This window comes from Solibacillus sp. FSL K6-1781 (assembly GCF_038630735.1).
In the GTDB taxonomy this organism is placed as follows: domain Bacteria; phylum Bacillota; class Bacilli; order Bacillales_A; family Planococcaceae; genus Solibacillus; species Solibacillus silvestris.
Genome location: NZ_CP152038.1, coordinates 237,501 through 250,838, shown reverse-complemented (window position 1 = coordinate 250,838; position 13,338 = coordinate 237,501). Strand labels below are relative to the sequence as shown.

General features: G+C 42.2%; 8 protein-coding genes, 14 tRNA genes and 2 rRNA genes (1 of these 24 cut by a window edge). 4 read left to right on the top strand and 20 right to left on the bottom strand.

The window, feature by feature from the left end; genetic code table 11:
- Positions 1-101 precede the first annotated feature (101 nt).
- Complete coding sequence (locus MHH37_RS01260) at positions 102-2,255, top strand: leucine-rich repeat domain-containing protein (RefSeq protein WP_342574663.1); 2,154 nt, start codon at positions 102-104, stop codon at positions 2,253-2,255.
- Positions 2,256-2,297: 42 nt separating this feature from the next.
- On the opposite strand, the gene MHH37_RS01255 is transcribed toward MHH37_RS01260, so the two are convergent.
- Positions 2,298-3,293 (bottom strand): MBL fold metallo-hydrolase, encoded by a 996-nt coding sequence (locus MHH37_RS01255; protein WP_342574661.1) that lies wholly within the window; start codon positions 3,291-3,293, stop codon positions 2,298-2,300.
- Positions 3,294-3,421: 128 nt separating this feature from the next.
- Complete coding sequence (locus MHH37_RS01250; RefSeq protein WP_342574660.1) at positions 3,422-3,931, bottom strand: DinB family protein; 510 nt, start codon at positions 3,929-3,931, stop codon at positions 3,422-3,424.
- Between the two features lie 52 nt (positions 3,932-3,983).
- Here MHH37_RS01250 and MHH37_RS01245 point away from each other — a divergent pair, with 52 nt between their 5' ends.
- The gene (locus MHH37_RS01245) at positions 3,984-4,745 is read left to right on the top strand and encodes an IclR family transcriptional regulator (RefSeq protein WP_008407939.1); all 762 of its coding nucleotides are present in this window, start codon (positions 3,984-3,986) and stop codon (positions 4,743-4,745) included.
- 29 nt (positions 4,746-4,774) lie between these two features.
- Here MHH37_RS01245 and MHH37_RS01240 read toward each other — a convergent pair whose 3' ends face one another.
- Complete coding sequence (locus MHH37_RS01240; protein ID WP_342574659.1) at positions 4,775-5,989, bottom strand: FAD-dependent monooxygenase; 1,215 nt, start codon at positions 5,987-5,989, stop codon at positions 4,775-4,777.
- A gap of 239 nt (positions 5,990-6,228) precedes the next feature.
- On the opposite strand from MHH37_RS01240, the gene MHH37_RS01235 reads away from it, so the two are divergent.
- Both MHH37_RS01235 and MHH37_RS01230 read left to right on the top strand, forming a co-directional pair.
- Positions 6,229-7,179: a fumarylacetoacetate hydrolase family protein gene (locus MHH37_RS01235; RefSeq protein WP_342574658.1), complete on the top strand. Its 951-nt coding sequence runs from the start codon at positions 6,229-6,231 to the stop codon at positions 7,177-7,179.
- Positions 7,180-7,236: 57 nt separating this feature from the next.
- Positions 7,237-8,361: a cupin domain-containing protein gene (locus tag MHH37_RS01230; RefSeq protein ID WP_008407936.1), complete on the top strand. Its 1,125-nt coding sequence runs from the start codon at positions 7,237-7,239 to the stop codon at positions 8,359-8,361.
- Positions 8,362-8,773: 412 nt separating this feature from the next.
- Here MHH37_RS01230 and MHH37_RS01225 read toward each other — a convergent pair whose 3' ends face one another.
- From MHH37_RS01225 to MHH37_RS01145, 17 genes are all read right to left on the bottom strand, one after another.
- Complete coding sequence (locus tag MHH37_RS01225; protein WP_342574657.1) at positions 8,774-9,196, bottom strand: hypothetical protein; 423 nt, start codon at positions 9,194-9,196, stop codon at positions 8,774-8,776.
- Between the two features lie 114 nt (positions 9,197-9,310).
- Positions 9,311-9,382, bottom strand: a tRNA-Glu gene (locus tag MHH37_RS01220).
- A 2-nt stretch (positions 9,383-9,384) separates the two neighbouring features.
- Positions 9,385-9,460 (bottom strand) — tRNA-Asn (locus MHH37_RS01215).
- A gap of 9 nt (positions 9,461-9,469) precedes the next feature.
- Positions 9,470-9,546, bottom strand: a tRNA-Ile gene (locus MHH37_RS01210).
- A gap of 6 nt (positions 9,547-9,552) precedes the next feature.
- Positions 9,553-9,628 (bottom strand) — tRNA-Phe (locus MHH37_RS01205).
- Between the two features lie 10 nt (positions 9,629-9,638).
- Positions 9,639-9,714: transfer RNA gene (locus MHH37_RS01200), tRNA-Asp, on the bottom strand.
- 26 nt (positions 9,715-9,740) lie between these two features.
- A tRNA-Ser gene (locus MHH37_RS01195) sits at positions 9,741-9,833 on the bottom strand.
- A gap of 19 nt (positions 9,834-9,852) precedes the next feature.
- Positions 9,853-9,928, bottom strand: a tRNA-Ala gene (locus MHH37_RS01190).
- Between the two features lie 8 nt (positions 9,929-9,936).
- Positions 9,937-10,013, bottom strand: a tRNA-Pro gene (locus MHH37_RS01185).
- 23 nt (positions 10,014-10,036) lie between these two features.
- Positions 10,037-10,113, bottom strand: a tRNA-Arg gene (locus MHH37_RS01180).
- A gap of 27 nt (positions 10,114-10,140) precedes the next feature.
- Positions 10,141-10,229, bottom strand: a tRNA-Leu gene (locus MHH37_RS01175).
- A gap of 4 nt (positions 10,230-10,233) precedes the next feature.
- Positions 10,234-10,308, bottom strand: a tRNA-Gly gene (locus MHH37_RS01170).
- A 50-nt stretch (positions 10,309-10,358) separates the two neighbouring features.
- Positions 10,359-10,434: transfer RNA gene (locus MHH37_RS01165), tRNA-Lys, on the bottom strand.
- A gap of 6 nt (positions 10,435-10,440) precedes the next feature.
- Positions 10,441-10,516: transfer RNA gene (locus MHH37_RS01160), tRNA-Thr, on the bottom strand.
- A 9-nt stretch (positions 10,517-10,525) separates the two neighbouring features.
- A tRNA-Val gene (locus MHH37_RS01155) sits at positions 10,526-10,601 on the bottom strand.
- A 9-nt stretch (positions 10,602-10,610) separates the two neighbouring features.
- Positions 10,611-10,726: ribosomal RNA gene (rrf, locus tag MHH37_RS01150) — 5S ribosomal RNA — on the bottom strand.
- 87 nt (positions 10,727-10,813) lie between these two features.
- Positions 10,814-13,338: ribosomal RNA gene (locus tag MHH37_RS01145) — 23S ribosomal RNA — on the bottom strand; it runs 404 nt beyond the window's last position.

Here is a 13,338-nt window from a genome sequence, read left to right as displayed (position 1 = left end):
TTCAAGTTGTAATTTACCACAAAATATTTATTTAATTTTGAAACTTATTTCCAAATAATCCGTCTGTACGTTAATTCCAAAATAAAGAAAGGATTTAACCTATGAAAAAAATCATTATTACCTGTGCGTTAATGCTCGTTTCTATTATCGGATTTTGCAGTTCTGCAACTGCTGCACCATATGAGACATACAAGAATTTCTATTATGTAATTTTTACAGCTGAAAATGGAAAACAAGAGGTACGAATTATTGGCTCTTCTGCACCAAAAAACTTAACTATTCCCGAAACAATCTCCGGCTTTCCTGTAACGGAAATTGCGGATAATGCTTTTGCGATTGATATTGAGTGGTTTAATTATGATGCGCCTGATTATGAAGAGAGAATCGTTCATACCGTTAGTTTTCCCAAAACGTTGAAACGAATCGGTGATGGAGCATTTATAAACAACTCTCTTCAAAACGTTACATTACCAGTCGGACTTGAAGAAATCGGGACAGAAGCCTTTATGGGGAATTCCATTTCATCCCTTACTGTTCCAGATTCAGTCACAACAATTGGTTCATCAATCGTCGGCGCTCTATACAGCGATCTTAATGTAGATGTGACATTACCTGCTCATTTACAAAGTAATCAGGACCACCAATATGAAAATTTATATTATGCTATTACCGAATATAACGGGAAACAGGAAATTAAAATTACCGGCTTTGACGAAAATGCAGGCGCTGAGTCATTTAATATTCCGTCTGCCATCAACGGCATTCCCGTTACCGAAATCGCACCATTTGCCTTTACAACTAAACACTCCATCATTCCGGCTACTAACACAGCAATGAATAAAGAGCCATTTAGTGTAACATTGCCAAATACAATTCGTGTTATCGGACCTTATGCATTTGCATCTGTTAATTACGATAAAAATAAGCCGCTTCAACTTCCTGCCAGTTTGGAAGTAATCGGCAACAATGCGTTCAGCTTCAGTGAAAATATATTTGGAGGGAAAACTCTTGTCTTACCGAACAACTTGAAAAAAATCGGTAAGGAAGCATTCAGCAGGAATAAAATTGCCGGCGTCTCGATCCCGGACTCTGTTACGCACCTTGGCAAAAAAGCCTTTTACGCAAACCACTTATCCCAAGTAAAAGTCGGCAAAGGCATTAAAACCATTCCAGACTTTGCTTTTGCAAACAATGCAATTACAAGTTTAACTTTACCGAATTCATTACAGACAATTGGCCACAGTGCATTCCAGTACAATAAGCTGCCGCGCCTATCATTACCGAACAGCGTAACAAATATAGGACAGTATGCATTTGCCTTTAATAGTTTGACAGCATTAACGTTGTCAGATGGTTTAAAAACTATTTCGGCCAATGCATTTGCGAACAATAAACTAAAAGATGTAACAATTCCAAAATCTATCATAACCATTGAAAGATTCGCTTTTCATACAAATAAACTTAAATCTGTGGAATTCCCGGCAACATTAAAGCTAATTGGTGACCAAGCTTTTGAAACAAACGAATTAACATCGCTATCACTCCCGGAAAATGTGCAAAGTATTAAGTACGGAGCCTTTAGCGATAATAAATTAACTAAAATCACCATTCCGTCAAAGCTAACTGAGATTGAAAGCTTTGTGTTTGCGGATAATAAGTTAACTAAAGTGACGATTCCTAAAAACATTAAAGTTATCGAACAATATGCATTCATAGACAATGCTTTAACATCTGTTTCATTAAAATACGGGTTAACATCAATTGGCCAGCATGCCTTTGATATGAACAGGTTAACTTCTCTCGTCATACCGGACAGTGTGACAGCGATGGGACCGTATGTATTTGCTAATAACAAATTAAAATCAGTCCAAATTTCTAAAAATATAAAAGTATTGAAAGAAGCTGCGTTTGCGAACAATGCGCTGAGTTCGATTACGATCCCTTCGAAAGTAACGACAATCAGCAATGGTGCTTTTTTCAATAACAAGCTGAAAAAGCTGACAGTTCCTGCAAATGTCCAGTCAGTAGAGTTCAGTTCAGTGCTTATGAATCCGCTGAAAACCATTACATTACAAGGTAAGAAAACAACGATCATTAAATCCGCCGACATTAATAAAGCATCTGCTAAATATGAATTTGGTATCAATACAAAACCGCTGAACAATCTTTATACAACGAGTAAGTATACAAAAGCTTTCGCAAAATGGAATCAACCTCAAACGACTCCGACGACACTTTATGTGAGATGGAAATAATACGCTATAACAAAAACAGCTGCCTCTCCGGGGCAGCTGTTTTCATTGATCAATCAAACTTGTAACTGAAAAACACCAATCCCCGCCCCGCAACTCACGCACAATTAAACCGCGCTGTTCTGCCAGGAGCGTTAATCCGATAATTTCAGAAATTATAAATGTAAAATACTTCGCAAAACGGGCACCATAGATTGCTTCTCCTAATTGTTTCGCCGTATGATTTCCTTCACTAATTTTGGATACAACCTTTTGCAGCTTGTATTCAATTTTACTTAAGCTTTTCTCCATCACTTCATTCAAGTTTTCATAAATCTCTTTATGTCCGGCAAATACGGTGCGCACATTGTATGCTTTCATTTTCTCAATCGAGTCTATATATTGGCTAATCGGGTTTGTTATGTCTCCTGATTCGTCATGATCGATTAAAGCATTCGTCATACCAGTAGCCAATAAAAAGTCCCCCGCGAATAGCCATCCTGTCTCCTCATCAAACAAACAAATTGAATCCGGCGAATGCCCAGGTGCAGTCATTACGCGTAATCCTCCGATTTCTTGCCCGTCTTCCAGTTTTAGAATCTGCGGATGAATCATCACATGTTCTTTATTGTGAAGTGTATTTTCCATTTTTGCCATTCGTTCACGGGCAAATTCCTGTACGCCGTATTGCTCATACAAATCATAGTAAAAGCTAAGCTTCTGCTGTAAATAATCATCCTCACACTTCAAACGAGGAATGGCAATTTCACTGGCGTAGACAGGAATCCGGTAATCATTCGTAATCTGATTTACTACCCCGATATGATCATTATGAAAATGAGTTAAAATAATACCGGTAATTTGATTAATTTCTATATTATATTCTTTCAATTTCCGATAAAAAAACTGCTCAAATCCCGCATTTTTAATGCCCGCATCGATTAATGTATAGTCTTCTCCATTTTGGTAGACATAACAGTTAATACTCCCCAATCCACTATAGTCAGAAGGGAAAATAATCGGATAGACTGCTTTATTCCCTGTTTTTATTATTGCATCCACTTTTCCACCTGCTTCCACTGTTTTATACGCAGAAAGGGCATGCCCCGAAATTCATTCCAGACAGCCCCTCTATTGTATCTTTATAATACCTTACTATACGCACAACAAACAGTGGATACTTCCGACTCTTACTCTATTTTTTGGGGCTGTACCAATTCTAAATGACGCTGCATCTGCCCTACGTGACTTTCAGTATGCAAAATAATTAGATGGTTGATTAAAAATGATAACGGCTTGCCATCAAAATTCGGGTTGTAGCTAGGTGCAGTTTTTTCTAAATCTTCCTGTTGCACTTTTGCAAAGCTTTCGTTCACTAAAGGAATGAGCGCATTGAGCCTTTCAATCGCTTCTTCCTTTGAAACAGTCGCTACATAATTTTCATCTACCGCAGCTAAACGACGGACATGTTCATGGTTACGTCCCCATTTCGCTCCTGGTACGACTAGGAGTGCCTCTAAGTCGGCTACCCAAAACTCGATTGCTTCGATGATGTGTGTAGCGATTTGCATAACCGACCATTTTTCTTCGGATGGTTTTTTATACAGCACTTCCGTCTCTGTTATACTTATTAGATCAACCATACTATTGATGCTTTTCTCGAAACTTTCAAACTTCTTTTCCATAACATTAGTTTTCATGATATAATCTCCTTATTTTGAATGACTTTTTAAGAAAGGTGAATAGAATACTATGTCAAGCAGTACTACAATCGGATCATTAGCATTAGGTATTCAAATTATCGATGTCGTTGCGCAAAGCGACCACCCACTACGTTTTTCCGATATTCAGGAACAAACAGGCATTTCTAAAAGTAATCTCTATAAATATTTAAATACACTTATCCAGTTAGATTTGCTTTATCGTGATCAAAAGACCGGTAGCTATTCACTCGGCTATAAATTTTTGGAATACGGGAATGCTGCCATGCAAAACGACGATTTTATCGAACGCCTTACACCCTATTTTAAAGAACTTAGCAATCTCACAAATATGACGACATTGCTATCGCTTTGGGTAAATGATTCCCCTGTAATCACAAATATTTGGAATACGAATTTTGGCTTAAGTATCGGTGCGCAAGTCGGTACGAAACTGCCGATTAATTCATCTACAGGAAAAATTTTTGCGGCCTATGCTAATTCCTTGGAAATTACGAACTGGATTGAAGCTCAGCAAAATGAACTTGCCAATTTTGATGTTGCGGCTTTTCAACGCGAGCTGAAAGGAATTCGCAAAAACGGGTTTTCGTTTGCACATGAGCCTCTTGTCCGTCATGTTTCCTCTATCGGTTTACCAATACTCAATTACAAAAATGAGCTTGTCGGTGCCATCACAGTTGTTGGCTTTGAAGAGGACGTACCTACAGACACTTCATCTGAAATGATGCAGCAAATTATTGATATGAGTAAAGAAATGTCGACTGTATATGGCTTTAAAGAGAAAGGGAAATAATCCCCTTTCTCTTTTTAATTTTCCGTTATTCAGCTCTTCACTTCACTTTTGCGTGTGTTGAAGTAATTATATAAAAAGTCTGCTACATCATAGTTTGTTTCCTTGTGACTGCCGAATAAATGATCACGTAATAACACAAGCGCACGGTCAAGGTCGTCAGCTGTATCTGCATGAATAATTTCACCCCAGCGACGTGCTGAATTTTGTACCATTGCTGAACGCGGTTGGCGCTCTTTCTGGTAGCGTAAAAATGCTTCATTGTACGTTGCTTCATTTTCTAAAGCTTCTCCTAATACATATGCATCTTCAAGTGCCTGTGCACCGCCTTGTGCTAAATATTGGAGCATCGGGTGAGCTGCATCTCCCAATAGTGTTACATTTTCATCTGTCCAGTTTTCTATTGGCAGACGGTGGAACATCGGCCAGCGGAATTGAGTCGAAATATACTTTAACGCACGCTCTACATCCGGATGTGCACCTTCAAAGCGTTGTTGCATTTCTTCCGGAGTCCCCCAGTCGCCTTCCGGTTTATAGTCATATGTTTTGAAAACAACGACTTGATTATATAACTCACCGCGACGAACAGGATATTGTACTAAGTGTAAGTTCGGTCCAATCCACATAATCACATCATCCATTGCAATATCGCCTTCAGCAGTAATCTCTTCAATCGGTAATGTCCCACGGTATGCTACATATTCCGAACAGATCATTTCGTCTTGAGAAAATAGCTTACGTACATTTGATTTAATACCATCTGCCCCGATTGCTGCTTCTGCTGTATAGGACTCACCACGTTGGTTTGTAATCGTTACTTGACCTGGCGTTTGTGATACTGTTTGGATTTGCTCATCGTTTTTAAATGAAATACGGTTATTTTTCGAACATGCTTCATATAAAACACGGTGTAGATCCGAGCGGTGCAATACAACGTACGGCTGCTTGAAACGCTCCTGGAAACCGTCAGTCAAATCAAGTACAGCTAATTCCTTTGCCGTATAAATATCTTTTAGCACTAAGCGCTTCGGTACGACCGCTACATTTAATATTTCTTCTTTAACACCTAATTGGTCCAATACATGCAGTGCGTTAGGTGCTAATTGGATACCTGCTCCTATTTCTCCGAATGCAGGTGCTTGTTCTAATACTGCTACCGTTTTATCTGTGCGTTGTACTATTGAAAGCGCTGTCGCTAAACCGCCAATTCCCCCACCAACTACAATTACATCACTAATATTTGTCATATCATTACCTCCGATTCTATAAATAGAGAACTTTGTTTACTTATAATGAAAATGTAACGTAAAAGAGAAACATTTGTCAATAATATTTCTAAATTTACTGATAATTAATTGATTTTAATAGGTCCTAAATCACTTATTTAAAAGATTTTTCTGAAAAATATTGACTTTACTACCTAAAGTACTTTATATTTTCTTTAAATAGAGAACTTTGTATTCTATTTCGATAAAGGGGGATAATTATGAAATTAGTCAACTATACAGTGAACGGTATTACACGTGCTGGAGCGATTGTGAAGGAACAAGTAATCGATTTAAACCATGCTTTTGAAGCAAAACTTCAAGCAGAAGGTGAATACCGTTATAAGGAGATTGCCCATGCTTATGTGCCGGCAACTACAGATGGTATTTATGAAGGCGGGAAAAAATCTATTGAATTGGCGCAACAAGCTGTCGACTTCATTTTAGAGAATCCAAATGCTTCTATTACAAAAGCGGTTTTTGATCGTAACGAAGTACATGTTGGAGCACCAGTATTAAATCCAGGAAAGATCATTTGTGTAGGTCACAATTACCGTGAGCATATTCTGGAAATGGGCCGTGAGTTACCAACACATCCAGTTATTTTCGCTAAATTTGCAAATACACTTTTAGGGCCTGATGATGATATTCCATTCTATCCGATTTCTGAACAGCTTGATTATGAAGCAGAGTTTACATTTGTTATTGGCAAACAAGCCCGTAATGTTTCAGAAGAAGACGCCCTGGATTACGTAGCCGGCTATACAATTACGAACGATGTGACTTATCGTGATATCCAACGTCGTACATTACAATGGCTGCAAGGTAAAACAGTAGACGGTTCTGCACCGATGGGACCTTATTTATTAACAGCTGATGAATTACCGGATCCATCAGGGTTATCTGTTGTATTGACAGTGAATGGCGAAGTACGCCAGCAAACGAACACGGCTAACTTAGTATTTTCTGTACAAAAGCTAGTTGCTTTCCTTTCTAACTTAATGACATTAGAGCCGGGTGATGTAATTTTAACAGGTACTCCAGGTGGTGTTGGGGTTGCAATGAATCCTCCGACTTTCTTGAAAGACGGCGATGTTGTCCGCATCGAAATTGATAAAGTTGGTGCTCTGGAAAACAAAGTAGCAACTGCAAATGTGCCAGTAAGTGTATAACCTTCAATACGGTCTAGTATTCTTTTTGCACAATTACTATTAAAGGAGTGAAGATGTATGGCAGGAGTATCAGAAGAAGTAAAAGAGTTTATGAAAAGTGACACGGTAAAAGATTTTACGAAAGACATTGAACAATATCATTTAGGTCCACTTTGGGAAGCCATTCCGGAAATTATGAATCATACACCAAAGCCACAAGCACAAGCTTACCTTTGGAGTGATGAACTAATTAAAAAGAAAATGGGCGAAGCAGCACAAATCTTTACACCAGATCGTGGTGGAGAACGTCGTGCAATCTATTTCCAAAATCCAGGATTAACATATCGTCAGCCATGGGGTTGGGCATCTACTACACAAACGATTTACGTAGCGGTACAAATGCTGTTACCGGGTGAAAAAGCCCCATCTCATCGTCACTCTCAATCAGCATTGCGCTTTATTTCTGAAGGACAAGGCGCCTACACAATCGTACAAGGCGAACGTATTTTCATGGAGGAAGGCGACTTTTTAATTACACCTAAAGGTTTATGGCACGGGCATGAACACGTTGGCGATGAGCCGATGTTATGGACAGACGCGCTGGATATCCCGACTTTATACGGAATCGGCGGTACTTTCTTCGATCCTTATGAAGGCGGTTTACAAGAGCCGAATATTCCGGATAACTTCACGGAAAAGCGTTATCGTGGAGGAATGGTACGCCCTGTCGGAGATGACAAGTATACAGTAGCACCACTTGCCAACTATAAATGGGATCGTACGGTTGAAGGAATTAAAGGCTTAATGTCATTTGATCCGGACCCGCATCATGGTTTTGCTGTTGAATATATTAATCCTTCTACAGGTAAAGCAGCCAACCCGACATTAGGTACACGTATGCAGCACTTACCAGCTGGCATGCATACAAAAGCTTTACGCCATACGCATTCTACTGTTTATCAAGTGCATAGAGGTGAAGGCTATACAGTTATTAACGGTACACGCTTTGACTGGAAAAAAGGCGATTACTTTGTCGTTCCAAACTGGGCTTGGTATGAGCACTATGCTTCAAAAGATTCGTACTTATTCTCTGTAAACGATATTCCGATTATGGATCGTTTTGAATTAGAGATCGAGCAAGCGTATGAGTCGAATAATGGTCACCAGGAAGTGACTGGAGAATTTAAAGCTGCATTCCGTTAATGCAGCATCTATAAAAATTCTGCCCAATTTTTATAGAACGTAAAATTCTTCATTTATAATCACATAGTATAACAATTGAACTTTGAACAATTTTCCACGCATCCCTTTTATAATATATCTCAAAAAAACATCCTACATCGATAAATCGTCCATGCCGAAAGCGATTTGTCTGTAGGATGTTTTCTATTAAAGTATAAAGTTGTAATAGCTGTATGATTTACTATTTGTATGGTCTCATTGCAGCTGGACAGTCTATCAGGTAACCTTCATTTTTATTGATGGCCCTTTACTAAATAAAAGGCTCTGTTAAATTTAATTGTTGACTTTGAAATAAATAATTAGAGGAGCTCAACAAATTAAGTTCCTCTAATTATTTTCCTTCCATGACAATACTCATACTAAATTTAACCTTTTAGTTTTCTAAATGAATAAAGCACTTTTCATATATTTCAATGGCTTCAATTTGTAAATCATTTAAATTAATCTTCAATTCAACTTCTAGCTCTTCATTTTCTTCTCCGTCCCAGCAGATGTATATTTCACAAATATCACCTTTCGGGAGCAATTCTTTTAGATAATGACATAAATCGAGAAAATTTTTTTTGGATTTTTCATAGTTATGTGGAGAATAAACCTTATTATAGTTCGTCAATTCCCAAATAGGATTTGCAAATTGTAAAATCTCAAAGATATAGGGTGTCGTAAAATGCTTTTGTTTAGCTATGTTAAGATGTTCTGCATCGGGGCAAACATAGTCAACTTCATATTCATGTTCTACATCACCTTCATTTAGTTTTATCGGAAAATTAAAGCCTATATAGGCTATCATACTCATTTCTTCAAACTCCTTAACATTCAGTATTTCAGATAATTCCCTATGTTGAATTCATTTTTAAAATAACAAAAAACACATTGCAAAATCTGCAATGTGCTTTCTTTCAAGTGTATATGACCCGTACGGGATTCGAACCCGTGTTACCGCCGTGAAAGGGCGGTGTCTTAACCACTTGACCAACGGGCCAATGGCTCCGAAGGCAGGACTCGAACCTGCGACCTGCCGGTTAACAGCCGGATGCTCTACCAACTGAGCTACTTCGGAATAATACTATGGTGGGCCTAAATGGACTCGAACCATCGACCTCACGCTTATCAGGCGTGCGCTCTAACCAGCTGAGCTATAGGCCCATAGTATGGTGGGTTTGGACGGAATCGAACCGCCGACACTTAGAGCTTCAATCTAATGCTCTACCAACTGAGCTACAAACCCATAAAAAAAATGGCGGTCCCGACCGGGATCGAACCGGCGATCTCCTGCGTGACAGGCAGGCATGTTAACCGCTACACCACGGGACCAACATCTAAAGTAAAAATATTAAAAATGGAGGAGGTAGAGGGATTCGAACCCCCGCGCGGTGTTACCCGCCTGTCGGTTTTCAAGACCGATCCCTTCAGCCAGACTTGGGTATACCTCCAAAGGGAATAAAATATAAATGGTGGAGCCTAGCGGGATCGAACCGCTGACCTCCTGCGTGCAAGGCAGGCGCTCTCCCAGCTGAGCTAAGGCCCCATTAATAATGGTCGGAATGACAGGATTCGAACCTACGACCCCTTGGTCCCAAACCAAGTGCTCTACCAAGCTGAGCTACATTCCGAATATGTCAGTAAAAATATATTATGGCGCGCCCGGCAGGAGTCGAACCCACAACCTTCTGATCCGTAGTCAGACGCTCTATCCAATTGAGCTACGGGCGCGCATTATTAGAGATAAGAATTATAAAATGGTGCCGAGGGCCGGAATCGAACCGGCACGGTGATCACTCACCGCAGGATTTTAAGTCCTGTGCGTCTGCCAGTTCCGCCACCCCGGCATTTTGGAGCGGAAGACGAGGTTCGAACTCGCGACCCCCACCTTGGCAAGGTGGTGTTCTACCACTGAACTACTTCCGCAAAATGCTTAAGATCTATTTATTCTGACAGTATGTATAATTTTATAAAACTGGTGAGCCATGAAGGACTCGAACCTTCGACCCTCTGATTAAAAGTCAGATGCTCTACCAACTGAGCTAATGGCTCTCTAAATGGTGCCGGCGAAAGGAGTCGAACCCTCGACCTACTGATTACAAGTCAGTTGCTCTACCAACTGAGCTACACCGGCATTTAGAAATGGTGGAGGATGACGGGCTCGAACCGCCGACCCCCTGCTTGTAAGGCAGGTGCTCTCCCAGCTGAGCTAATCCTCCAATATTCTAGCGAAGCGACGTCCTACTCTCACAGGGGGAAGCCCCCAACTACCATCGGCGCTAAAGAGCTTAACTTCCGTGTTCGGTATGGGAACGGGTGTGACCTCTTTGCCATCATCACTTCACTATAGTGGGCTTTAAATAAGCCTATGTAAAAGAATTTCATTCTTTCAAAACTGGATAAACGTTTCATTGAATTTGTGCAATAAAATGTGGTTAAGTCCTCGACCGATTAGTATTCGTCAGCTGCATGCGTCACCGCACTTCCACCTCGAACCTATCTACCTGATCGTCTTTCAGGGGTCTTACTTACTTGCGTAATGGGAAATCTCATCTTGAGGGGGGCTTCATGCTTAGATGCTTTCAGCACTTATCCCGTCCATACATAGCTACCCAGCGATGCCTTTGGCAAGACAACTGGTACACCAGCGGTATGTCCATCCCGGTCCTCTCGTACTAAGGACAGCTCCTCTCAAATTTCCTACGCCCACGACGGATAGGGACCGAACTGTCTCACGACGTTCTGAACCCAGCTCGCGTACCGCTTTAATGGGCGAACAGCCCAACCCTTGGGACCGACTACAGCCCCAGGATGCGATGAGCCGACATCGAGGTGCCAAACCTCCCCGTCGATGTGGACTCTTGGGGGAGATAAGCCTGTTATCCCCGGGGTAGCTTTTATCCGTTGAGCGATGGCCCTTCCATGCGGAACCACCGGATCACTAAGCCCGTCTTTCGACCCTGCTCGACTTGTAGGTCTCGCAGTCAAGCTCCCTTATGCCTTTACACTCTACGAATGATTTCCAACCATTCTGAGGGAACCTTTGGGCGCCTCCGTTACTCTTTAGGAGGCGACCGCCCCAGTCAAACTGTCCGCCTGACACTGTCTCCTACCCCGCTAAGGGGCATGGGTTAGAAGTTCAATACAACCAGGGTAGTATCCCACCGACGCCTCCTTCGAAGCTGGCGCTCCGAGATCTCTGGCTCCTACCTATCCTGTACAAGTTGTACCAAAATTCAATATCAGGCTACAGTAAAGCTCCACGGGGTCTTTCCGTCCTGTCGCGGGTAACCTGCATCTTCACAGGTACTATAATTTCACCGAGTCTCTCGTTGAGACAGTGCCCAGATCGTTACGCCTTTCGTGCGGGTCGGAACTTACCCGACAAGGAATTTCGCTACCTTAGGACCGTTATAGTTACGGCCGCCGTTTACTGGGGCTTCAATTCACAGCTTCGCTTGCGCTAACCGCTCCTCTTAACCTTCCAGCACCGGGCAGGCGTCAGCCCCTATACGTCACCTTACGGTTTTGCAGAGACCTGTGTTTTTGCTAAACAGTCGCCTGGGCCTATTCACTGCGGCTTCTCTAGGCTATGCACCCAAAGAAGCACCCCTTCTCCCGAAGTTACGGGGTCATTTTGCCGAGTTCCTTAACGAGAGTTCTCTCGCACACCTTAGGATTCTCTCCTCGACTACCTGTGTCGGTTTGCGGTACGGGCACCTCTCACCTCGATAGAGGCTTTTCTTGGCAGTGTGAAATCAGGAACTTCGCTCATACGAGCTCGTCATCACAGCTCAACGTTATAGTATGCGGATTTGCCTACATACACGCCTTACTGCTTGAACACGCGCAACCAACGGCGTGCTTACCCTATCCTACTGCGTCCCCCCATTTCTCAAACGGTGAGGAGGTGGTACAGGAATATCAACCTGTTGTCCATCGCCTACGCCTATCGGCCTCGGCTTAGGTCCCGACTAACCCTGAGCGGACGAGCCTTCCTCAGGAAACCTTAGTCATACGGTGCATGGGATTCTCACCCATGTTTCGCTACTCATACCGGCATTCTCACTTCTAACCGCTCCACCAGTCCTTCCGGTCTGACTTCAACGCTGTTAGAACGCTCTCCTACCACGCATACTCAAAGTATGCATCCACAGCTTCGGTGAATCGTTTAGCCCCGATACATTTTCGGCGCAGCGTCACTCGACCAGTGAGCTATTACGCACTCTTTAAATGATGGCTGCTTCTAAGCCAACATCCTGGTTGTCTAAGCAACGCCACATCCTTTTCCACTTAACGATTACTTGGGGACCTTAGCTGGTGGTCTGGGCTGTTTCCCTCTTGACTACGGATCTTATCACTCGCAGTCTGACTCCCGTGTATAAATATCCGGCATTCGGAGTTTGTCTGAATTCGGTAAAGCGAGATGCCCCCCTAGTCCAAACAGTGCTCTACCTCCGGTATTCTCAATCACGAGGCTAGCCCTAAAGCTATTTCGGAGAGAACCAGCTATCTCCAGGTTCGATTGGAATTTCTCCGCTACCCACACCTCATCCCCGCACTTTTCAACGTGCGTGGGTTCGGGCCTCCAGTGAGTGTTACCTCACCTTCACCCTGGACATGGGTAGATCACCTGGTTTCGGGTCTACGACCACGTACTAATTCGCCCTATTCAGACTCGCTTTCGCTGCGGCTCCGTCTTCTCAACTTAACCTCGCACGTAATCGTAACTCGCCGGTTCATTCTACAAAAGGCACGCTATCACCCATTAACGGGCTCTAACTACTTGTAGGCACACGGTTTCAGGGTCTATTTCACTCCCCTTCCGGGGTGCTTTTCACCTTTCCCTCACGGTACTGGTTCACTATCGGTCACTAGGTAGTATTTAGCCTTGGGAGATGGTCCTCCCGGATTCCGACGGAATTTCACGTGTTCCGCCGTACTCAGGATCCACTC

Bases quoted from the DNA above. Each gene is read 5' to 3' on its own strand.
- MHH37_RS01260 (WP_342574663.1), top strand. From the start codon at position 102: ATGAAAAAAATCATTATTACCTGTGCGTTAATGCTCGTTTCTATTATC.
- MHH37_RS01250 (WP_342574660.1), bottom strand. From the start codon at position 3,931: ATGAAAACTAATGTTATGGAAAAGAAGTTTGAAAGTTTCGAGAAAAGC.
- MHH37_RS01245 (WP_008407939.1), top strand. From the start codon at position 3,984: ATGTCAAGCAGTACTACAATCGGATCATTAGCATTAGGTATTCAAATT.
- MHH37_RS01240 (WP_342574659.1), bottom strand. From the start codon at position 5,989: ATGACAAATATTAGTGATGTAATTGTAGTTGGTGGGGGAATTGGCGGT.
- MHH37_RS01235 (WP_342574658.1), top strand. From the start codon at position 6,229: ATGAAATTAGTCAACTATACAGTGAACGGTATTACACGTGCTGGAGCG.
- MHH37_RS01230 (WP_008407936.1), top strand. From the start codon at position 7,237: ATGGCAGGAGTATCAGAAGAAGTAAAAGAGTTTATGAAAAGTGACACG.
- MHH37_RS01225 (WP_342574657.1), bottom strand. From the start codon at position 9,196: ATGAGTATGATAGCCTATATAGGCTTTAATTTTCCGATAAAACTAAAT.